General features: G+C 64.8%; 20 protein-coding genes and 1 pseudogene. 17 read left to right on the forward strand and 4 right to left on the reverse strand.

Annotated features, from left to right (window positions below):
• Window positions 1-22: 22 nt before the first annotated feature.
• Window positions 23-2,353 carry an ATP-binding protein gene (locus C2U70_RS24905; RefSeq protein WP_140981278.1) on the forward strand — a complete coding sequence of 777 codons (2,331 nt, stop codon included), beginning with the start codon at window positions 23-25 and terminating at the stop codon, window positions 2,351-2,353.
• Window positions 2,354-2,389: 36 nt separating this feature from the next.
• Here C2U70_RS24905 and C2U70_RS24910 read toward each other — a convergent pair whose 3' ends face one another.
• Window positions 2,390-3,292 carry a hypothetical protein gene (locus C2U70_RS24910; protein WP_140981279.1) on the reverse strand — a complete coding sequence of 301 codons (903 nt, stop codon included), beginning with the start codon at window positions 3,290-3,292 and terminating at the stop codon, window positions 2,390-2,392.
• A 185-nt stretch (window positions 3,293-3,477) separates the two neighbouring features.
• Between C2U70_RS24910 and C2U70_RS24915 the strand changes: the two genes are divergently transcribed.
• Complete coding sequence (locus tag C2U70_RS24915) at window positions 3,478-4,140, forward strand: DUF4272 domain-containing protein (RefSeq protein WP_140981280.1); 663 nt, start codon at window positions 3,478-3,480, stop codon at window positions 4,138-4,140.
• Window positions 4,141-4,268: 128 nt separating this feature from the next.
• Here the strand turns inward: C2U70_RS24915 and erpA are convergent, their stop codons facing one another.
• A complete protein-coding gene (gene erpA, locus C2U70_RS24920) occupies window positions 4,269-4,598 on the reverse strand; it encodes an iron-sulfur cluster insertion protein ErpA (protein WP_140981281.1) in 330 nt (109 codons plus the stop codon).
• A gap of 111 nt (window positions 4,599-4,709) precedes the next feature.
• On the opposite strand from erpA, the gene C2U70_RS24925 reads away from it, so the two are divergent.
• The 12 genes from C2U70_RS24925 to surE all read left to right on the forward strand — a co-directional run bounded on the left by C2U70_RS24925 (window position 4,710) and on the right by surE (window position 16,763).
• The gene (locus tag C2U70_RS24925; RefSeq protein ID WP_140981282.1) at window positions 4,710-5,918 is read left to right on the forward strand and encodes a deoxyguanosinetriphosphate triphosphohydrolase; all 1,209 of its coding nucleotides are present in this window, start codon (window positions 4,710-4,712) and stop codon (window positions 5,916-5,918) included.
• A 10-nt stretch (window positions 5,919-5,928) separates the two neighbouring features.
• Window positions 5,929-7,719 carry an arginine--tRNA ligase gene (gene argS / locus C2U70_RS24930; protein ID WP_186294451.1) on the forward strand — a complete coding sequence of 597 codons (1,791 nt, stop codon included), beginning with the start codon at window positions 5,929-5,931 and terminating at the stop codon, window positions 7,717-7,719.
• Between the two features lie 153 nt (window positions 7,720-7,872).
• Complete coding sequence (locus C2U70_RS24940) at window positions 7,873-9,399, forward strand: SPOR domain-containing protein (protein ID WP_140981284.1); 1,527 nt, start codon at window positions 7,873-7,875, stop codon at window positions 9,397-9,399.
• A 52-nt stretch (window positions 9,400-9,451) separates the two neighbouring features.
• On the forward strand, window positions 9,452-10,480 hold the full coding sequence (gene nagZ / locus C2U70_RS24945; RefSeq protein WP_140981285.1) for a beta-N-acetylhexosaminidase: 1,029 nt from the start codon (window positions 9,452-9,454) through the stop codon (window positions 10,478-10,480).
• A complete protein-coding gene (locus tag C2U70_RS24950; RefSeq protein WP_140981286.1) occupies window positions 10,477-11,316 on the forward strand; it encodes a segregation and condensation protein A in 840 nt (279 codons plus the stop codon). Before nagZ ends, C2U70_RS24950 begins: the two co-directional genes overlap by 4 nt.
• A 21-nt stretch (window positions 11,317-11,337) precedes the next feature.
• On the forward strand, window positions 11,338-12,072 hold the full coding sequence (gene scpB, locus C2U70_RS24955) for an SMC-Scp complex subunit ScpB (protein WP_186294452.1): 735 nt from the start codon (window positions 11,338-11,340) through the stop codon (window positions 12,070-12,072).
• 165 nt (window positions 12,073-12,237) lie between these two features.
• The gene (locus C2U70_RS24960; protein WP_140981288.1) at window positions 12,238-12,474 is read left to right on the forward strand and encodes a twin-arginine translocase TatA/TatE family subunit; all 237 of its coding nucleotides are present in this window, start codon (window positions 12,238-12,240) and stop codon (window positions 12,472-12,474) included.
• A gap of 86 nt (window positions 12,475-12,560) precedes the next feature.
• Window positions 12,561-13,067 carry a Sec-independent protein translocase protein TatB gene (tatB, locus tag C2U70_RS24965; RefSeq protein ID WP_140981289.1) on the forward strand — a complete coding sequence of 169 codons (507 nt, stop codon included), beginning with the start codon at window positions 12,561-12,563 and terminating at the stop codon, window positions 13,065-13,067.
• Complete coding sequence (tatC, locus tag C2U70_RS24970) at window positions 13,064-13,867, forward strand: twin-arginine translocase subunit TatC (protein WP_140981290.1); 804 nt, start codon at window positions 13,064-13,066, stop codon at window positions 13,865-13,867. Before tatB ends, tatC begins: the two co-directional genes overlap by 4 nt.
• A gap of 139 nt (window positions 13,868-14,006) precedes the next feature.
• A complete protein-coding gene (serS, locus tag C2U70_RS24975) occupies window positions 14,007-15,335 on the forward strand; it encodes a serine--tRNA ligase (protein ID WP_140981291.1) in 1,329 nt (442 codons plus the stop codon).
• A 69-nt stretch (window positions 15,336-15,404) separates the two neighbouring features.
• Window positions 15,405-15,905 (forward strand): hypothetical protein, encoded by a 501-nt coding sequence (locus C2U70_RS33890; protein ID WP_433960705.1) that lies wholly within the window; start codon window positions 15,405-15,407, stop codon window positions 15,903-15,905.
• A gap of 90 nt (window positions 15,906-15,995) precedes the next feature.
• Window positions 15,996-16,763 carry a 5'/3'-nucleotidase SurE gene (gene surE, locus C2U70_RS24985; protein WP_186294453.1) on the forward strand — a complete coding sequence of 256 codons (768 nt, stop codon included), beginning with the start codon at window positions 15,996-15,998 and terminating at the stop codon, window positions 16,761-16,763.
• Between the two features lie 106 nt (window positions 16,764-16,869).
• Here the strand turns inward: surE and C2U70_RS24990 are convergent, their stop codons facing one another.
• Window positions 16,870-17,232 (reverse strand): response regulator, encoded by a 363-nt coding sequence (locus C2U70_RS24990; RefSeq protein WP_140981293.1) that lies wholly within the window; start codon window positions 17,230-17,232, stop codon window positions 16,870-16,872.
• A 266-nt stretch (window positions 17,233-17,498) separates the two neighbouring features.
• Here C2U70_RS24990 and C2U70_RS24995 point away from each other — a divergent pair, with 266 nt between their 5' ends.
• Together C2U70_RS24995 and C2U70_RS25000 are read left to right on the forward strand one after the other, a co-directional pair.
• Window positions 17,499-18,149, forward strand: coding sequence for a protein-L-isoaspartate(D-aspartate) O-methyltransferase (locus C2U70_RS24995; protein ID WP_140981294.1), 651 nt, complete (start codon window positions 17,499-17,501; stop codon window positions 18,147-18,149).
• Between the two features lie 109 nt (window positions 18,150-18,258).
• Window positions 18,259-19,653, forward strand: coding sequence for a LysM peptidoglycan-binding domain-containing M23 family metallopeptidase (locus C2U70_RS25000; RefSeq protein ID WP_140981295.1), 1,395 nt, complete (start codon window positions 18,259-18,261; stop codon window positions 19,651-19,653).
• Here C2U70_RS25000 and C2U70_RS25005 read toward each other — a convergent pair.
• A complete protein-coding gene (locus C2U70_RS25005) occupies window positions 19,613-20,587 on the reverse strand; it encodes an AraC family transcriptional regulator (protein ID WP_140981296.1) in 975 nt (324 codons plus the stop codon). The two genes, C2U70_RS25000 and C2U70_RS25005, sit on opposite strands and share 41 nt — an antisense overlap.
• Window positions 20,588-20,687: 100 nt before the next feature.
• On the opposite strand from C2U70_RS25005, the pseudogene C2U70_RS25010 reads away from it, so the two are divergent.
• A pseudogene (locus C2U70_RS25010) lies at window positions 20,688-21,076 on the forward strand (serine hydrolase domain-containing protein); the annotation flags it as partial.

Here is a 21,076-nt window from a genome sequence, read left to right on the forward strand (position 1 = left end):
CCCTGGGTCAATTTCGCAGGCAATGGCATGGCCCACAAAATCCGCGCAGACCGCTCAGCCGCGCGACGGCTTCATCGGCGCGCTGCTGTACTGGCTCGGCGGCTTCGAGATCGAGGACGGCCTGACCGCCGATTTGAGCGAGCGCGAGATGCGCCGCATCCGCGCCAAGCAGATCGACGCGGTGACGCAGTTGATCCCGGTGACCATGGCCGTGAACATGCTGACCGTCGGCATGGTGCTGGTCCTGTTCTGGGGCATCGGCTGGAACGGCTTCTTGCTCGCCTGGGGCTTTACGCTGGCGAGTGCCGCCTCGCTTGCCGTGCGCTCGTGGCAGCGCTCGCACGAGAACCCGCCGCAGGAGGCATCCGCGCGCGCGACCGGGCAGATGATGCGGCAGGCGTTCTTCCTCGCCGCGATCTGGGGCACGCTGCCACTCGCGCTGTTCAGCCGGATCGAGCCCACGCACCAACTGATCCTGGCGTGCCTGATGGTCGGAATGATCTCGGGCGGCGCCTTCACGCTCTCGACGTTTCCGCGCGCAGGCCTGATCTATCTCGCGACCATGACGGTCGCCTGCGCCGGCGCGCTCTTGTTGTGCGGCACGGGTCTCTATCTCGTGACGTCGGTGTTCCTGATGATGTTCGCCTTCTTCATGGCACGCAACATCGTCTCGCAGGGCAACCTGTTCCTCGGCAATCTCACGGCGCAGCTCGAGCTCGAACGGCAGACCGAGATCATCTCGCTATTGCTGAAGGAGTTTCAGGACAACGCCAGCGACTGGCTGTGGCAGACCGATGCGGAGGGACATCTGACCGACGTGCCGGAACGTTTCGCAGCCGTCGCACAGCTCCCGCTGCCGCTGCTCAAGGGCACGCTGTTCTCCGACGTGCTGGAGATGCTCTGTCCGGACGACATGACGACCGCCTACAACATCATCGGGTTGATGGAGAATGGCGAGCCGCTGCACGAGATGAGCGTGCGCGTCGTCGCCGGCGGCGAGCCGCGACTGTGGTCGCTGACGGCGAAGCCGGCGCATGATCGCGACGGCCAGTTCCTCGGCTATCGCGGTTTTGGCCGCGACGTCACCGAGCGCTGGCGCGCGGAAAAGGCGGAGGCCGAGAGCCGCGCGAAATCAAACTTCCTCGCTGTGATGAGCCACGAGATCCGCACGCCCATGAACGGCGTGCTCGGCCTCGCCAGCATGCTGCTCGAAACCAAACTCGATGCGGAACAGCACGAGGCGGTCACTGCGATCCGCGAGTCCGGCGACAATCTCCAGCGCATCCTCAACGATATCCTCGACCTCTCGAAGCTCGAGGCTGGCCGCTTCGAATTCGAGGCTATCGACTTTTCACCGCAGGCGATGGCTGAAGCCGTCGCCGCCGTGGTGCGCGGCAGCGCCAGGAGCAAAGGGCTCTTGGTGAAGGTCGAGCTCGACCCGAACCTGCCAAACGCGTTGCGCGGCGATGTCGCGCGGATCAAGCAGGTGCTGCTCAATCTCGCCTCCAACGCGGTGAAGTTCACCGATCGCGGCGAGATCATCATCGCAGCGACCTGCCAGTCGCGTCGCGATCTGCTCGCCACCGTGGAGTGGGCGGTGACCGACAGCGGCATCGGCATCGCGCCCGAAAAGGTCGGGCAGCTCTTCAGCGATTTTGCGCAGGCCGACGCCTCGATCAGCCGTCGCTTCGGCGGCTCGGGCCTTGGGCTTGCGATCTCCCGGCGCATCATCGAGCAGATGGGCGGCACAATCGGCGTCACCTCGGCACCGGGCGAGGGCTCGACCTTCCGCTTCACGCTGGTGCTGCCGTGGAGCCAGGCGCTGGTGTCGGAGCAGGCGGCCGAGCGCAGCGAAGCGGAGGAGCTCAAGATACACATCGCCGCGCTCGATCGGCCGCTAAGGGTCTTGGTCGCGGAGGACGATGCGGTCAACCGCATGGTCGTCAGCAAGATGCTCGGGGAGTTCGACGTCGACTTGCGGGTCGTGACCGACGGTGTCGAGGCCGTGCAGGCCGCGAGCGAAGGCGATTACGACGTCGTGTTGATGGACGTGCGCATGCCCGATATGGATGGCCACGCCGCAACCCGCGCGATCCGAGCGCAGGGCGGCCGCTTCGAACTCTTGCCGATCATTGCCTTGACGGCCAACGCCTTCCCGGAAGACGTCAAGATCTGCCGCGAGGCGGGGATGTCGGACTTTTTGGCCAAGCCGTTGCGCAAGCCAGCGCTGGTGACGGCCCTGCTGCGCGCGCTCAACCACGTCGCACCGGACGAGGCGCCGCTGCAGCCACACTTTGAGCTGCCGGTCGAAGCCGACTGGACCGATGAGGAAAAGCAGATGACCGGCGTCTAGACCGAAAATGGGCGCCGGGGCGGTCATGCGCCGCCGCTACAGTTTTCCATAGACTCGCCCGGCTACCGCCTTCAGCCGCTCGACCGAGCCGGACTCCGGATGCGGCTTGACTGGCGCGAACAGGATCGACGCCTGCCGGCCTTTCTTCCAGACATAGATGGTGACGGCGTTGCCGTTGCCCTTGGTGCAGGAATGTTCGCCGAACGCTTCGCCGCCGAGCTCGGGTATTGTCACGTGTGTGCACGGGCCCGCGCGCTTCATCATGTTGATGACGGTGTCGCGCGAGGTTGCGATGACCGCGACGACCATGGTGTTGGCCTCGCCATCGAACATCATGCAGCTGCCTGCGCCGGTCCGCTCGACCGTCAGCGTGCCCTTGTCGAGAAAGCCGTCGGCATCCGCTGTCGTGAGCCATTCGCAACTGCCGAACCGCTCGCTGGTCTTGCTCATGTTACCGACGGCAACGCGCGCGACGTCGGAGAGGGGGCCGAGCAGCGCATCATCGGCACGGCGGCCGATCGGGTAGACGCTGATCTGGAGAATGTAATCGCCGGACAAGGCGACGACCGAAGCCTCCTGGCGCTGCGCGCCGGCGGCGCTCGTTCCGCCCTGGCTTTCGTCGCCGATCCCGGACACTGCGTTGAGCGGCATGCGCTCGCCCAACGTCTTGACGAAGGTCGCGTACAATTCCTTCGCGCGATCCTTGTCGGGATTGCGGAACACAGTCAGCATCATCGTGTCGCCGCGCCCGCCCTGATAGATGCAGCCGCGGCCGTCCTGATTTGAAATCAGTGACCATTTGAGCGCCGGCATCGCGCCGGCGAGCTCCCTGGCGCTGATGAACGGGCAGCTTTCGGCCGCGCGCGCGGGAAGCACCGGGACGGCCGCGATTGCGAGGAGGAGAGCGAGGCGGGAGAACAGACGATCGATAATTCGCATTGGACAATTGCTATTGGCGCGCCACGGCCGATGATGGGCGCTACTCGTTCGCCGTGGCACGATGATGCCGCAGTCTGGCACGGGCTCCAAGCGGTAAGGCATGCTCGATCCCGTCGCAGCCGAAGAGGCCTCGTGATATTAGTACGTCTGACAAGCGTTGGGGGATTGGTGTGATGAATGGGAGGATGTCAGCGGAGAATGGGGGGACAGCGGAAGCCGCCAACAGAAAGCTCAGATCAGAAAGGATACTTCGAGCCGAGGGCGTACCCTCCTTTGCTGCGTTACCCGTTATCGAGACCGCGGCCGAGGCGCAGAAACGGTCTAAAGAGGAGGTCGCGCTCCGAACTCTCTGTCTCCTCTTCGTTGCCGCAAAGGGTGAAGGACTTGGGGAAGAATTAGTCGAACGACTTCTCGAGTCATACGAACTCCGCCCACATCTGACTCCCAAGGAACTCGCTTTCGTGCTCGACAATTCCCCATCGCAGCACGACCGGATTCAATTCACCTGGAGGCACGAAGCCGCCTGGACCCTGCTTTGGGCGTTGGGCTTCGTGTCCCAACTAGGCAAGCCAGCTCAGATTTGCGACGTGAGTTTCGCTGCAGGAACGATGGCCGAAAGGACGACCTCTCAGTTCATCGAAGACTCCAAACTTCGTCCGATCGCCGACATTCTTGATCAGGCCGATCTAATCTACAGGTATCACTGGGCTGTTAGAAACGCCCGCATGAAAGGACAGCAGGTACCGGCAGCTCTCGAGCCTGGCGTGACGGAAGAAAGACACTACGCTTTGAACTGGCTTATCGGATACAATGGACAAGCGTGGGATTGTGTCACGACTGACACCTAACGACCATTGAGCGACGGGGCTGCGGCTGGGCTCCCTAAAGTAGGACTTCCGCATGCGCGCAAAAGCCGAAATTCCTCGTGCCGACGTCCCTGCTACCTTGCAGGGCTTTTCTTCCGATTTGAGCCGACCTAGACCGAAAAACTGGTGCCGCAGCCGCAGGACGCTGTCGCGTTCGGGTTGTTGACCCGGAACGAGGCGCCGATCAGATCGTCGACGAAATCGACCTCGGAGCCCGCCAGGAACGGCTGCGAGGCGGAATCGACCAGTACCACCGCATTGTCGCGCTCGATCACGAGGTCGTCCTCGCCCCGTGCACGCTCGATGTCGAACTTGTACTGGAAGCCGGAGCAGCCGCCGCCCTCGACGGAGATGCGCAGCATCGCGCCGGAGCCTTCGCCAGTCAGGATCTCCCCAATCCGGCGCGCGGCGCGGTCGCTGATGGTCACGGCAGTCGTCATAGCAGTCTCTCCGGTCGGGCCAGCGTCATACCCATTTCATTTGGTATCCCGCTTCCGACATAGTTAAGTGCGTCGGTCCGTGGAATCAAATGGATAGGGACTAAATTCGCCGTGTCCGTCGGAATGGCTGCCCCCCGCGCGCCCTATGCCTGCGACCCCGAGTCCAGCCGCGGCCGGCTGTTTACGGAGCCGCCGAGCCGGACCCGGAGCCCATTCCGGCGGGATTGCGACCGGGTGATCCATTCCACCGCCTTCCGCCGCCTCAAGTACAAGACCCAGGTCTTCGTGTTCCACGAGGGCGATCATTATAGGACCCGGCTGACCCATTCGCTGGAGGTCGCGCAGATCGCCCGCGCGCTGGCCCGGCAGTTGGGGCTTGATGAAGACCTCACCGAGACATTGGCGCTCGCCCATGACCTCGGCCACCCGCCGTTCGGCCACGCCGGTGAGCGAGCGCTGGACGCCTGCCTGAAAGATTTTGGCGGCTTCGATCACAACGCACAGACCCTGCGCGTCGTTACCGCGCTCGAGCATCGCTATCCCGAGTTCGACGGCCTCAATCTGACCTGGGAATCGCTCGAAGGCATCGTCAAGCACAACGGCCCGCTGACCGATCGTGAAGGCGCGCCGATTGGCCGCTACCGCGAGCACGGCGTGCCCGTCGGCATCGCCAGTTTCGACAAGACCTACGATCTCGAGCTCTGGAGCTTCGCGTCGCTGGAGGCGCAGATCGCAGCCGTTGCCGACGACATCGCTTATGACGCCCACGACATCGACGATGGCTTGCGGGCAGGGCTGTTCCGCGTCGACGATCTGAAGGTGATGCCGCTGATGTCCGACATCATCGGCGCGATCGGCGCGCAATATCCCGACCTGGACGATGACCGGCGCGGGGCGGAACTGGTGCGCGAGCTGATCTCGCATTTCATCGGTGCCGTCTTTGGCGAGGCCGAGCGGAACCTGTCGGAGGCCAAGCCGCAATCGGCCCAGGACGTGCGCCAGCAGAGGCGGGCGCTGATCGGCTTCCCGGCGGCAGCCGCGGAGCAGGAGGCGGCCATCAAGGCGTTCCTGTATCAGCACATGTACCGCCACAAGCGGGTGGTGCGGGTGATGGCCGACGCCGAGCAGATCCTGTTCGACCTGTTCGCCCGTTACCAGACATCGCCCGGCGACCTGCCGCCGGAATGGCTGGCCGGTGCGGCGGACGAAAGCGAGGCTGACAGGGCGCGCCGGATCGGCAATTTCATTGCCGGAATGACCGACCGTTTCGCCCTGACCGAGCACCAGCGGCTCTTTGACTTGACCCCGGATTTGCGTTAGGCGGCGGCCCATGGCCGACACATCCTCATCCCTGCATCTCTTCGCCGACGTGCTCGCACGCGTGCACGCCGTTTGCCGCGTTCTGGCGGCCGAATCCGGCTGGCCGGAGGGGATCGATTTCGCCCGTGTGGTCGTCGAGCCGCCGCGCGATGCGACCCATGGCGACATGGCGACCAACGCCGCGATGGTGCTTGCGAAAGAGGCCAAGGCGAAGCCGCGCGATCTCGCCGAAAAGATCGCCGACAAGCTGCGCAGCGACGCCCTGATCGCGAAGGTCGACGTCGCCGGACCCGGCTTCATCAATCTGACGCTCAGGCCATCCGCCTGGGCCGAAGCGCTCGGCACTGTGCTGCGGGAGGGGCCCGACTACGGCAAACTCACCGGCCGCTCCAAGGTCAATGTCGAATACGTCTCGGCCAACCCGACCGGGCCGATGCATGTCGGCCACTGCCGCGGCGCCGTGTTCGGCGACGCGCTGGCGAGCCTGTTGCAGTTCGCCGGCCACGACGTCACGCGCGAATATTACATCAACGATGCCGGCGCGCAGGTCGACGTGCTCGCGCGCTCCGCGTTCCTCAGGTATCGCGAGGCGCTTGGCGAAGACATCGGCGCGATCCCGGAAGGGCTTTATCCCGGCGACTATTTGAAGCCGGTCGGCGCGGCGCTCGCGAAAGAGCATGGCGACAAGCTCCGCACGATGAGCGAGGCGCAATGGCTGCCGACGGTTCGCGCCAAGGCGATCGCGATGATGATGGACGAGATCAAGGACGATCTCGCGGCGCTGAACATACGTCACGACGTGTTCTTCTCGGAGCGCTCGCTGATCGAGGGCGGCAACAACAAGGTCGCCGAGACGATCGCGTTCCTGCAGGACAAGGGCGACATCTACGAAGGCCGCCTGCCGCCGCCGAAGGGCGCGCCGGTCGAGGATTGGGAAGACCGCGAGCAGCTCCTGTTCCGGGCCACCGCCTATGGCGACGATGTCGATCGTCCGCTGATCAAGTCGGACAACAGCTATACCTACTTCGCCTCCGACATCGCCTATCACAAGAACAAGTTCGATCGCGGTTTTGCCGACCTGATCGACGTGTGGGGGGCCGACCATGGCGGCTACATCAAGCGCATGCAGGCGGCGGTGAAGGCCACCACGTCGGCCAAGGCCGCGCTCGACGTCAAGATTGTTCAGCTCGTGAAGCTCTTGCGCAACGGCGAGCCGGTGAAGATGTCCAAGCGGAGCGGGGACTTCGTCACATTGCGTGAGGTGGTGGATGAGGTCGGCAAAGACGCCGTCCGCTTCATGATGCTCTACCGCAAGAATGATGCGGTGCTGGATTTCGACCTCGCCAAGGTCATCGAGCAGTCGCGCGACAATCCGGTGTTTTACGTGCAGTACGGCCATGCCCGCGGCCACTCGATCTTCCGCAACGCCCGGGCCGAGGTCTTCGCCGAGCTGCCGGAGGAGGCGGGCGCCCGCATTGCATGGCTCCGTGAGTCGGCGCTGGAACGCCTGTCGGACCCGGCCGAACTCGACCTCTTGAAGCGGCTCGCAATTTATCCGCGGACGCTGGAAGCCGCGGCGGCAGCTCACGAGCCGCACCGAATTGCCTTTTATCTCTATGATTTAGCCAGCGAATTTCATGCACTTTGGACGAAGGGGCGTGATCAGCCACATTTACGCTTCATTATCAATAATGATGCAGAGCTTACAAAGGCGCGGCTGGCCATGGTCCAGGGCGTCGTCTCGGTCCTGGCATCGGGCCTCGCCATACTCGGCGTCCATGCCCCGGACGAGATGCGGTAGTTTGGGGCGAACTACTTACGTGGATATTCGGGGGTAACCGGCAGAAGCCGGATCGCTTAAGTTATGCGACTTGGTTGAAAGCCTTGTGGGTGAAGGCCATTTGAAGTCCTAGAGGGGGCTGAGTGGTTTTCCCGAAGGGGACGCATCATCACGATGGCCGATCGATATCAGGACAGACCGTATCCTTCCGATGACTATGGTCGCGGCGGCGATCAGCATGGGCGGACGGATAGCGATCCCTTGGCCGAGCTCGCGCGCCTGATCGGGCAGACCGATCCGTTCGGTAGCCAGGCCCGTCCGGCTGCACGACCTCCGTCAACTCCCGCACCGGAAGCCTATCAGCCGCCGGCACAGGATTATGCGCAACACCACGCGCAAGACTACGCACAGGACAGCTACGCCGCGCAGGATTATCAGGACAGCTACGAAGAGACGCCGCCGCCGCCCGGACCGCCGGCGTGGATGCGTCGCGCCAATGTGCAGGCACAGCCGGCGCCGCTTCCGCAGCAGCAGGATTATCAGCCCGCGGCCGTGCATCCGCTGCAGCGCTATTCCACCCAGCACGCGGCCCCCGAGCCCGAATACCATTCGCAGCCGCAGGCCTATGCCGAGCAGGATGCGCAGCCCGATCCGGCGCGCTATGACGACGCGCTGTATGGCCAGCTTGAATCAGGCGCGCAGGACTATCAGCGCGATCCGTCCTACCCGGATGACCCTTACGCCTATCAGAGCGATTATCCCGAGGACGAACTCGAGGACGAGCCGCCGAAGAAGCAGCGCGGCGGCTTGATCACCGTTGCGGCGATCCTCGCGCTCGCCGTGGTCGGCACAGGCGGCGCCTTCGCCTACAAGACCTATATGGGATCACCGCGCAGCGGCGAGCCGCCGATCATCAAGGCCGACAACACGCCGACCAAGATCGTGCCGGCGCCGAGCGACGGCTCGGCCAAGGTGCCGGATCGCATGGTGACTGGCGATGGCACCGAGAAGATCGTGCCCCGCGAGGAGGCGCCGATCGACGTCAACGCCAAGGCGGGCGGTCCGCGCGTCGTGTTCCCGCCGCTGAACCAGAATGCCAATCCGCCGCCGGTCGCGAGCGTCTCGCCATCCACGGTGCCGCCGCCGGTCGCCGGTGCCGCCCCGAGCAACGGAACGCTGCCGAACAACGAGCCGCGCCGCATCCGCACGCTGGCGGTGAAGGGTGACCAGAACGACGCCGCTGCGCCGCAAGGGGCCGCGGCGCCGAAACAGGCCGCTGCACCCAAGGCCGCGCCTGCGCCGGCCGCTTCCCGCAATCCACCAACCTCGGCCAATGCGAGCGCCAACCAGCCGCTCTCGCTGGCTCCGCAGGCCGACCAGCCGGCTGCGCCGCCGCCGACCCGGATGGCCGCGACCACTCCGACGCAGATCGCGCCCAGCGCGGCACCTGCTGATAGCGGAGGCACTGTGCTGGTGTCGATCGCGTCCCAGGACAGCGAGGCCGCAGCGCGTTCCGCTTTCCACGTGGCGCAAGGTAAATACGCATCGGTGCTCGGCTCGCGCTCGCCGGTGATCAAGCGGGTCGAGGTGGACGGCAAGGTCAAGTACCGCGCGATGGTCGGGCCGTACCGGACCCGCCAGGAGGCTGCACAGTTCTGTACCGAGCTGAAGGCCGCCGGCGGGCAGTGCTTTATCCCGTAGAATATTCGGCCGTTTCCTTGACCCCCTCACGGGGTGCGGATAATCGGCGTCGATGAGCACGCGGGCCTTCATCACCGGCGTATCCGGACCCGAATTGACCGCCGAGGAGCGGGCGTTCATCCGCGCCGAGCGGCCATGGGGCTTCATCCTCTTCAAGAGGAATGTCGTTACTCCTGGCCAAGTGGCTGCCCTTGTTGGCGAACTACGCAATGCCGCCGGTGCCCCCGACGCCCCGGTCCTGATCGACCAGGAGGGCGGGCGGGTGCAGCGCCTGGGACCACCGCACTGGCCGGTCTACCCGCCGGGGGCGGTGTTCTCGACGCTTTACGACATTGATTCGGCCCTGGGCCTGACGGCGGCGCGGCTGAGTGCCCGGCTGATCGCGGCCGATCTCCTCGATCTCGGCATCACCGTCGACTGCCTGCCGCTGGCTGACGTCCCGGTCGCCGGGGCCGACGCCGTGATCGGTAACCGCGCCTATGGAACGGAGCCGGGCAAGGTCGCGGCCATTGCCCGGGCCGTGACGGAAGGCCTGGAACAGGGCGGCGTGCTGCCGGTTCTCAAGCACATTCCCGGCCATGGACGGGCCACGGCGGACACCCATTTCAAGCTGCCGACCGTCGATACGTCCCGAGACGAGCTGATGCGGACCGACTTTGCGGCGTTCAAGCCGCTGTCGGATCTGCCGATGGCCATGACTGCACATGTTGTGTTTAGCGCGGTCGACCCCGCCCATCCGGCGACGACATCTGCGACAATGATCGAGCAGGTGATTCGCGGCGCGATCGGGTTCCAGGGTTTGTTGATGAGTGATGACGTGTCCATGAACGCATTGGCCGGAACCATTGCCGAGCGGACCCGGGCCATCGTGTCGGCCGGCTGCGACATGGTCCTGCATTGCAACGGTAATATCGACGAGATGCGTGACGTCGTCAGCCAAACGCCCGAATTGACGGGGAAGGCGCTGGAGCGGGCCAACCGGGCACTTGCAGGGCGTAAGGCGCCCCAGCCGCTCGATCGGGTCGCCGCTCGCACCGAAGTCGACGCACTGATCGCAAGAGCGAACACGGCAACCGCATGACCGCAGAGATCCTATCGTTTGAAACCGGGCGGCCCGCCGAGCTCGCCGACGGCGAACCGGCGCTGGTCGTCGATGTCGAGGGCTATGAAGGCCCGCTCGACCTCTTGCTTGCGCTGGCGCGCAATCAGAAGGTCGATCTCGCAAAGATCTCGATCCTCGCGCTTGCGGATCAGTATCTGCACTTCATCGAAGCCGCGCGAAAAATCCGGCTCGAGCTTGCGGCCGACTATCTCGTGATGGCGGCCTGGCTCGCGTTCCTGAAGTCGCGCCTGCTACTGCCGGAGCCGCCGAGCGCGGAGGGGCCGAGCGCCGAGGAAATGGCGACCGCGCTCGCCAACCGTTTGCGCCGCCTGGAGGCCATTCGCGAGGCCGCAAACCGGCTGATGAACCGGCAGCAATTGATGCGCGACATCTTTCCGCGCGGCGAGCCCGAAGCCATCGCCGAGATCAGGCACCCCAAATACACGGCGACGCTCTACGACCTGCTCACGGCTTACGCCGCGCAGCGGCAGTCGCGCGTGCTGGCCAGCGTGCACCTTGCCAAGCGCACGGTGTGGTCGCTCGCCGAAGCGCGCGCCTCGCTGGAGCGGCTGGTCGGCGGCATCACGGAATCGGAAGACTGGGGTTCTCTCGACGATTATTTGATGCGCTACGTCGCCGATCCCTCGCAGCGCGCCACCGTATTTGCCTCGAGCTTCGCCGCCGCACTCGAACTCGTGCGGGAAGGCCAGTTGGAGCTGAATCAGAAAGAGGCGTTTGCCCCCCTCTATTTCCGGAAGGGGCGGCACAAACCGGTGCCAGACGCAGTCCCTGCGCCTGATGCGCCGGTGAGTTAAGTGCAAGAAGGAGAAGCTGCCATGGCCTTGGCGGAAGTTCGGGTTGAAGAGGTCGAGCCGATGGACAACGAGCCCCAGGCGCGTCCCGAAGAGTTGAGGCTTCTCGAAGCGCTGCTGTTTGCCTCGAGCGAACCGCTGGATACCGCAACGCTCGCCAAGCGGATGCCTGACGGCGTAGACGTGAAGGCCGCTCTTGCGCAGTTGCAGGCCGAGTACGCCACGCGCGGCGTCAACCTCGTACGCGTCGCCAACAAATGGACGTTCCGCACCGCCGGCGATCTCGCCTGGCTGATGACGCGCGAGAGCACCGAGACCCGCCGCCTGTCGCGCGCGGCGATCGAGGTGCTGGCGATCATCGCCTATCACCAGCCGGTGACGCGGGCCGAAATCGAAGAGATCCGTGGCGTGGTGACCTCGAAGGGGACGCTGGACGTGCTGCTCGAGACCGGCTGGATCAAGCCGCGCGGCCGTCGCAAGACGCCGGGCCGTCCGCTCACCTTCGGCACGACGGATACCTTCCTGTCCCAGTTCACGCTGGAACAGCTCGGCGACCTGCCAGGCCTGGAGGAGCTGAAGGGCACGGGCCTGCTGGATTCCCGGCTTCCCACTGGCTTTAGCGTGCCGACCCCGTCGGATGATCCGGAGCTGCGCGAGGACGAGGATCCGCTGGAACCCGGCGACGAGCTCGACCTGGCGCTCGCGCCCGCGGTCGAGCCGGAGGAGCCGGAAGGCGGCAATGAGGGCGGCGAGGGCTGATTCCGGGCCGTTCTGCCGCCCCCTGCGCCGGTTAACACTAGGCGATATTACCTAGTGCCAGCAGCGAATTGGCACGCCCTTGGTCCTTGTTTTTGACACCCGCGGAGCCTAGGTTTCGGGGAGATCAGGCTGGGGCGCCAGCTATCGCGTTTGGAGGGTTGCAGGATGGGTTCGCTTAGCATTTGGCACTGGATCGTGGTGATCGCAGTGGTCCTGCTGCTGTTCGGCCGTGGCAAGATTTCGGACCTGATGGGCGACGTCGCCCAGGGTATCAAGGCCTTCAAGAAGGGCATGCAGGACGACGACAAGGCCGCCGACAAGCCGGCTGATCCGGCCAAGTCCATCGAGCACACCGGTGCGCCGACGGCGGCCCGGACGGACGTCGGCAGCAAGGCCGTCTGAGCACAAGACAGCAGACGCGCGGCGCGGCCCGATCCTTGAAGTGGAAGGATTGGGCGTGTCGGCGGCATGCGTGAACGGAAGACTTCATGTTCGACATCGGGTGGAGTGAACTGGTCGTCATCGCGGTTGTCGCGCTGATTGCCATCGGCCCGAAGGAGCTTCCGGGCGTTCTTCGCATGGTCGGCCAGTGGATGGGCAAGGCCCGCAAGATGGCAGGCGAATTCCAGGGCCAGTTCCAGGAAGCGATGCGCGAGGCCGAGATGGCCGACCTCAAGAAGAGCTTTGATGAGGTCAAGGACGTCGCCACCGGCCTTGCCAGCGGCAATGTCATGACTGCGCTCCAGAAGGACGTCAGCGACTCCCTCCGGATCGACGACATCGACAAGCCGGCGGAGACGTCGTCCGCGACGCCCGCGATCGAGCCGCCGACGACCCCCACGACACCGGAAGCCCCGACGCCCACGACCTTCGTCGAAGCAGAGGCGCATGCGGCGGCCAATGAGCCGCTCGCGATCGTCCGCGAGGTCGAGCAGGCCGCCGTGGCACAGGATACCGCGCCCGCCGAGGCGCTGAAGGATGCCAAAGCGTCATGACCGACGCCGATATCGAGGCCAGTAAAGCGCCCTTGATGGACCATTTGATCGAGCTGCGGTCGCGGCTGATCAAGGCGTTGCTCGGCTTTGGCATTGCCTTCATTCTCTGCTTCTTCTTCGCCAAGCAGATCTACAACGTGCTGGTCTGGCCGTTCGTGTTCGTTGCCGGGCCGGAGAATTCCAAGTTCATCTACACGGCGCTACTGGAATACTTCATCACGCAGCTCAAGCTCGCGATGTTTGGCGCCGCCTTCATCTCGTTCCCGATCGTGGCCGGCCAAGTCTACATGTTCGTGGCGCCCGGCCTCTACAAGCACGAGAAGCAGGCGTTCCTGCCGTATCTCGTGGCAACACCTTTCTTCTTCGTGCTCGGCGCGATGCTGGTCTATTTCGTCGTGCTGCCGATGCTGATCCGCTTCTCGCTCGGCATGCAGCAGACCGGCAGTGACGAGACCGCGCAGATCCAACTCCTGCCCAAGGTCGGCGAATATCTGTCGCTGATGATGTCGCTGATCTTTGCCTTCGGCATCGCGTTCCAGTTGCCGGTGATCCTGACATTGCTCGGCCGCATCGGCATCCTCACGGCGAAGACGCTGCGGGAGAAGCGCCGCTATTTCATCGTCGTCGCCTTCGTCATCGCCGCCGTGCTGACGCCGCCGGACGTGCTGAGCCAGGCCTCGCTCGCGATCCCCTTGCTCGTGCTCTATGAGGGCTCGATCATCGCGGTTGCGATGGTGGAGAAGAAGGCGACGGCCCAAGCATCGACCGGCGCCTCGTCCAGCGCCAATCCGGCCGAGTAGGGCTGCGTTTTCGCCTATCATTGACCAAGCCAGCCGATGATTCGTCATGCTCGGGCTTGACCCGGGCATCCCCGACTTGATCTAAGGCGGCCACGACGTGGATGGCCGGGACAAGCCCGGCCATGACGGGACATCAGCCATGCACGACATCAAATCGATCCGCGACAATCCGCAAGCTTTTGACGCCGCTCTCGCCCGCCGGGGCCTGCAGCCATTGTCGGCGTCGCTGCTCGCGATCGATGAGAAGCGGCGTGCGGCGATCCTGGCCTCCGAGCAGGCCCAGGCCCGGCGCAACGCGGCCTCCAAGGAGATCGGCGACGCCAAGAAGGCCAAGGACGAGGCGCGCGCGGCGAAGCTGATGGCCGAGGTGGCCGAGCTCAAGACCAGCATGCCCGAGCTCGAAGCCGCCGCGAAAGCCGCGGATGAAGAGCTCGCCAAGGAACTGTCGGCGATTCCCAATCTGCCGCTCGCCGAAGTGCCCGAGGGCCGCGACGAGCACGGCAATGTGCAGCGTCACGTCTTCGGCAACCGCCGCAACTACGCCTTCACGCCAAAGCCGCATGACGATCTCGGCGGCGCGCTCGGCGATATGGATTTTGAGACGGCGGCGAAATTGTCCGGCGCGCGCTTCGTGGTGCTGAAGCGAGGGCTGGCGCGGCTCGAACGTGCGCTCGGCCAATTCATGCTCAACCTGCACACCGACGAGCACGGCTACACCGAGATCAATCCGCCGCTGCTGGTGCGCAACGAGATCATGTTCGGCACGGGACAATTGCCGAAGTTCGAGGACGACCAGTTTTGGGCGATCAAGGGCGAATTGCTCGTCGACCCCGACGCGCGTCTGCGCACCGAGCGTCTCGGCCTCATTCCGACCGCCGAGGTGGCGCTGACAAACCTCGTCCGCGAGTCCATCCTCGACGAGAAGCAATTGCCGATGCGGCTGACCGCGCTGACGCCGTGCTTCCGCGCCGAAGCCGGTGCTGCGGGTCGCGATACCCGCGGCATGATCCGCCAGCACCAGTTCACCAAGGTCGAGCTGGTCTCGATCTCGACGCCCGAAACCAGCAAGGACGAATTGGAGCGCATGCTGGCCTGCGCCGAGGAAGTGCTGCGCCGTCTCGGCCTGCATTACCGCGTCATGACGCTCTGCACCGGAGATATGGGTTTCTCGTCGCAGAAAACCTATGACATCGAGGTCTGGATGCCCGGGCAGGGCGAGGGCGGGGCGTTCCGCGAGATTTCGAGCTGTTCGGTCTGCGGCGATTTCCAGGCCCGGCGCATGGATGCGCGTTCGCGCGGGCCGGACGGCAAGCCGCGCTTCGTGCACACGCTCAACGGCTCCGGCACCGCGCTCGGTCGCGCGCTGATCGCGGTCATGGAGACCTATCAGCAGGAGGACGGCTCGATCGCGGTTCCCGACGTGTTGCAGCCCTATATGGGCGGGCTGAAGGTGATCGCGCGCGCCTGAGCGTCATCTTCGGTTGCGAAGATCGGGTGGCCGGCTATCCTGCCGACTGCCCGAGAGTTTGAGCCGACCATGGCCTTGCATCGCGATATCTTCTGGGTCGGCAGACAATGGGCCGTGACCGGGTTCGGCATCCAGGCCGTCGACCAGCGTCTGCGCGGCGTGCTCGACATCGAGAGCGCCCGGATCTGGGACGACGATTTCGTGCAGAGCCGGCGGGCCAAGCCCGGCATCAATGTCGAGGATTTTGACAAGGCGCTGACCATGGCGCGCACGCGCCATCCGCAAAGTGATGCACCCGCTGCCAGCGCCTCGATATCAGCACCGGTCCCTCCCGCGCCGCGCACGGTGGAACGGCCACAGGCCAGCGTGATCAGCGACAAGGACAGCGCCGAGACGGACAGCCTGATGGCGATGCTGTCGAAGCTCGCGCCGCCGAAGATCACCCCCAAGGTCGTAGAGCCTCCGGCAGCGATGCCAATAGTCCCGCCGCCGGTAACTCGGCCGCCGCTCGAATTGCGGGCCGAGGGCAGACTGGCGCGGTTCCTGCCGCAATGGCGGATCCGGCGCTGAGCCGGTGCTTCCCGGGTTTGCCTGATCGGGCGGAGGGGGATAAGACGGCCCCCAACCCGCCCCCCATCCAGGCCCTTGGAATCGAAGCACATGCGCATTCTCTGCACCAATGACGACGGCATCCATGCCCCCGGCCTCAAGGTCGTGGAGGAGATCGCCCGCGCGCTGTCCGAGGATGTCTGGGTGGTCGCGCCCGAGCTCGACCAGTCCGGCGTCTCGCATTCGCTGTCGCTGAACGATCCCTTGCGCCTGCGCGAGGTCGGCCCGCGGCACTTTGCGGTCCGGGGCACGCCGACCGATTGCGTCATCATGGGCGCGCGCCACATCCTCGGTGCGACGATGCCCGACGTCGTGCTGTCGGGCGTCAACAAGGGCCGCAACGTCGCCGAGGATGTCGTCTATTCCGGCACCATCGCCGGCGCGCTCGAAGGCACCATTCTGGGCCTGCCGTCATTTGCGCTGTCGCAGGAGTTTTCGATCGACACCCGCGACCGTCCGCTGTGGGAGACCGCAAAGCAATTCGGCCCCGACATCCTGCGCAAGGTGCTCGCCGCCGGCGTGCCGAAGAACACCGTGATCAACGTCAACTTCCCGGCTTGTGCGCCGGAGGAGGTTCTCGGCATCCGAGTCACGCGCCAAGGCAAGCGCAATCTCGGCTTCCTCAAGATCGACGAGCGTCGCGACGGCCGCGGCAATCCCTATTTCTGGATCGGGTTCGAGCGCGCCGCGATGATGGATCTGCCGGCCGAAGGCACCGATCTCGCAGCACTTCGCGAGCGCTACATCTCGGTGACGCCGCTGCGGCTCGACCGCACCGACGAGGCGTTTTCGGAAGCGCTGGGCGAGACGCTGAAATAGGGCGTCGAAAACAACCCCATGCACAGTAGCCCGGGCTGGCGGCTCAAAATTTTCGAATTTTACGAAATCCCCTGAGGGATCAGGCAGATGCGCGCCGCCGCAGGGCTCACGCGCCGCGCAGCGCGGTTTCGATGGTTTTGCCGAGCGCGTCGAGCTGAAACGGTTTTTGCAGGGCAGGGCGGTCGCGATACTGCTCGGGCAGGCCCGAGGACCCGTAGCCGGTGGCGAAGATGAAGGGGCGGCCCTTGGCCTTGATGATCTCGGCGACCGGCGAGATCACCTTGCCGTTGACGTTAACGTCGAGAATGGCGAGATCGAACTCGGTGGATTCAGCCAGCCGCATCGCCTCGGCGATGTCGCCGGCTTCCGCCGCGACCTTGTAGCCGAGCTCTTCCAGCATGTCCGCGACCATCATCCTGATCATGACCTCGTCTTCAACGAGGAATACAGAACCGCCCGTCGCAGTCATCCACTTGAGTCCTTGCCCGTCCCGTTAAACGTTCGCAGATATAGGCATACGACACAATGCGCGTTTCGACGAACCCCAATCTGCCATGATGGTAACGGCTCTACGCACACAGATTGTGGGTCAAATCGCCGATGCCCTAGAATATCATGGGTTCCTGGGCCGGAACAGCAATTCCGACGGCTGCGGCAGGTCGTCGATCGACCTTGCGACGCAAACATTCAGGCGGCTTCGGCCGGGCTCCAAAGCAAGACGAAAACAAGCGTAAAATGACCAGCAATCAGCATCCGCCGGAAAAGATGATGTTTCAGCTCACGCTGAGACGCCGCGGCATCAGCGACCAGACGGTGCTGCGCACCATGGAGGAGGTGCCGCGCGAATTGTTCGTCGAGCAGACCGACCGCAACGATGCCTACCGTGACAGCGCGCTGCCGATCGCCTGCGGCCAGACCATCAGCCAGCCCTTCGTTGTCGCCTACATGACCGAGCAGCTCCAGCTCCAGAAGCAGCATCGCGTGCTCGAGATCGGCGCGGGCTCGGGTTACCAGGCCGCGGTGCTGTCGAAGCTTGCGGGCCATGTGCTGACGGTCGAGCGCTACCGCCGGCTCGCCGACACGGCGCGCGCCAGGCTGGAGAAGCTCGGCTGCCACAATGTCGAGGTGATGCTCGGCGACGGCCTCAATTTGCCGGCCAATATCGGTCCCTTCGACCGCATCATCGTCACGGCCGCCATGGAGCAGATCCCGCAGAACCTGATCGACAGGCTTGAGGTCGGCGGCATCCTGATCGCCCCGGTCGGGCCGCATCAGGGGGTGCAGACCCTCATCCGCCTGACACGCTCGGAGACGGGTATCGAGCGCAAGGAACTCGTCGACGTCCGCTTCGTCCCGGCGCTGCCCGGCGTGGCCCGCGAGCTGTAGAATTCCGGATCGGTTGTGCGGACAACACCTTATTGGGAGGGTTAAGCCGTTATTTACTCGGCGCGTGTTTACTTAAAAGACCAGTTCTGTTGCGTACGAGTGAGTAACCATGTCCGCTGTTGCCGAGTTGCTTTACTCGCGCCGCGTTCCGCATGTCGCGGTGTTGGCGCTGATCTCGTTGAGTTTTGCGGGGTGCAGTGCCGACATGTCGTCGCGGCTCTCCCAGTCCAACTTCTCAAATCCATTTTCGTCCCAGGAAGCGACCGGCACGGTGCAACAACAGCCCGTCCAGCGCGAGCTGCCGCAATATGCACGGCCGCAGACACAGGCGCCGGCCTACCAGTCGCAGCCCTTGCCGCCGCCGGCCGTCGCCGCGCCGCAGTCCTATCCCGTCGCGGGCGGGGTGTCCGGGGGCGGACGTGGTGTCAGCTCCTATGCGCCGCCGGCGCAGCCTCATCTTGAATCCACCGGCACCGTGCCGCCGCGCTCGGTCGCGGCCGCGCGCCCCGCAGGTGGCACCACGATCATCGTCGGCACCAGCGACACGCTCGAGGTGCTCGCCAAGCGCTATCACGTCACACCTCAGGCGATCCTTGCTGCCAATGGCTACAAGGGCCCGCGCGCGCTCTCGCCCGGCCAGCAATTGATCATTCCGCATCAGGCTGCCGCGGCAGCCCCGGCGCCTGCGATGGCACCGGTTGCTGCAGCGCCCGTCATGGCCGCGCCCGTTGCCGCCAAGCCGGTTGCGGCTGCGCCCGCCAGCGTTCACTTCGTCAACAAGGGCGACACGCTTGCCAGCATTGCCCGCAAAAATCACATGTCGGTCGCTGAGCTCGCGCGCGCCAACGGTCTCGAGCCGTCGGCCAAGCTCAAGCTCGGCACCAAGCTGAACGTCCCCGGCAAAACCGCCGCCTTGGCTGCGCCTGCCGCTGCACCTGCACCGGTTGCCGCTGCGCCCGTCGCCGCAACCCTGCAGCCGGCCGCGGCTGCGCCCGCGCCGACCATGAAGGTTGCGGCCCTGCCTGCGCCGCAGCAGAGCGCGCGGCTCGCCCAGGCCACCACCAATATCGAAGAGAAGCCCGCTGCCGAGGCACCGGCCAAGGCTGCGGAAACGACCGGCGCCTTGCCGACCTTCCGCTGGCCCGTGCGCGGCAAGGTCGTCACCGGTTACGGCGCCAAGACCAACGGCAAGTCCAATGACGGCATCAACGTTGCGGTGCCGGAGGGCACGCCGGTCAAGGCGGCTGAAGATGGCGTCGTTGCCTATTCCGGCAACGAGCTGAAGGGTTACGGCAATCTGATCCTGGTTCGGCACTCCAACGGCTACGTCACCGCATATGCCCATGCGAGTGAGCTGATGGTGAAGCGCGGGGACACTATTAAGCGTGGCCAGATCATTGCCAAGTCGGGTCAATCCGGTGAAGTGGCGTCGCCGCAGCTCCACTTCGAGATCCGTAAAGGATCTAATCCGGTTGACCCGCTTCAATTCCTGAATGGGGCGTGAGCGGGGATACCGCAACGCCTGAGCGTTGACGATCGGCAAAGCGCGACGGTGGGCAACCCACCGATCGCGCGAATGCCGTGCTGAACGCGCTCGTCGACTGATAGCCGCATGCGAACGCGATTTCGGCGAGGCGCGCTTCGCCTGCGCGCAGCATGTCCTTGGCTATCGCCATCCGCCATTCCCCGAGATAGTCGATCGGCGATAAGCCGACGACGCGCGCGAAGCGATCGGCAAACACCGAGCGCGACATCCCGGCGATTTCGGCCAGTTGCGCAACGGTCCAGCTCCGTTTCACCTCGGCATGAACTGCGTTGAGCGCCAGCGCGAGCCTGACATCGGCGAGACCAGCGAGCAGGCCGGGCCGCATTTCCGAGGTCCACGAACCGTCGTTCCGGATCACCTCGACCAGCAGCAGTTCGAGCAACCGGTCGAGTGCGAGCGCGCGTCCCGGCCGTTGCGATCTTGCTTCATAGGCAATGGCATCGAGCACGCTGCGCAATCGCGCTGCGGCGGTATCCGTGGCGTTGATCTCGACGATGTCGGGCAGGACGCGGCGGGCGAGCGCGATGTTGGTGTCGTCGAAGCTGAAGTGACCGCCGAGCAGCCGGAGCAGGGGTCCTGCGTCGTTCGCACCGATCTCGTGCGTGTGGAAATCGGCCGGCGTGTTTGATCTCGTGAAGTCCACCGCAGTGACATCAGCGCCGGTCTGCAAGCTCCAGACGGGCGGGGCGGCGAGAAAGACGAAATCGCCATCGCTGAGCTCGCGCTGGGCGCGGCCGGGAAAGCCGAGGGAGCAACGGCCGCTTTCGATCAGGCAAAACGCTGCACCTTTATGGCTGGGAAAGCGCGCCCCCCAGGGACCGCGCGCCTCCAACTGCTTCCAGAGCAGGCCGCGCGGCCTGAGCAGCGCAATGGTTTGGCTTAACGGGTCCATTCCGGACGATCTCGCATCAAATCAGGTCTATCGATGATAGATCGTCCGGATCTGGAAGGGTAGTCTGCGCCTCAATAATGACTTCCAGGAGACCGCAGGGATGTCCGACACATCTGAGCCTGATGCCGCCAACCTCTCGAACTGGCGCAACTCGCCCCACAACCGATGGGCCTTTCGCAACGTGCCGTGCCTGCTGCCGGTCGCCGATATCGCGGCGTCGTCGCAGCCGATGCCGCTTCCGTCAAAGCCGTCTGCGTTCGACCGCTTCGGGCTCGCCAACGGCAAGGGCGGGACGCTTGGGTTCGACGACGTCCTCGATGCGACGGATACGGACGGGCTCGTCGTGCTGCATCAGGGGCGCATCGTTTACGAGAGCTATCGCAACGGCCTTACAGCGCGCGCGCCTCATATCGTCATGTCCGCGAGCAAGTCGCTCGTCGGGCTGATCGCAGGCATCATCGCCGATGAAGGCGCGTCGATATCGATCGC

Origin of the sequence: Bradyrhizobium guangdongense, assembly GCF_006483445.1 — a bacterium.
Classification (GTDB): Bacteria; Pseudomonadota; Alphaproteobacteria; order Rhizobiales; family Xanthobacteraceae; genus Bradyrhizobium; species Bradyrhizobium guangdongense_A.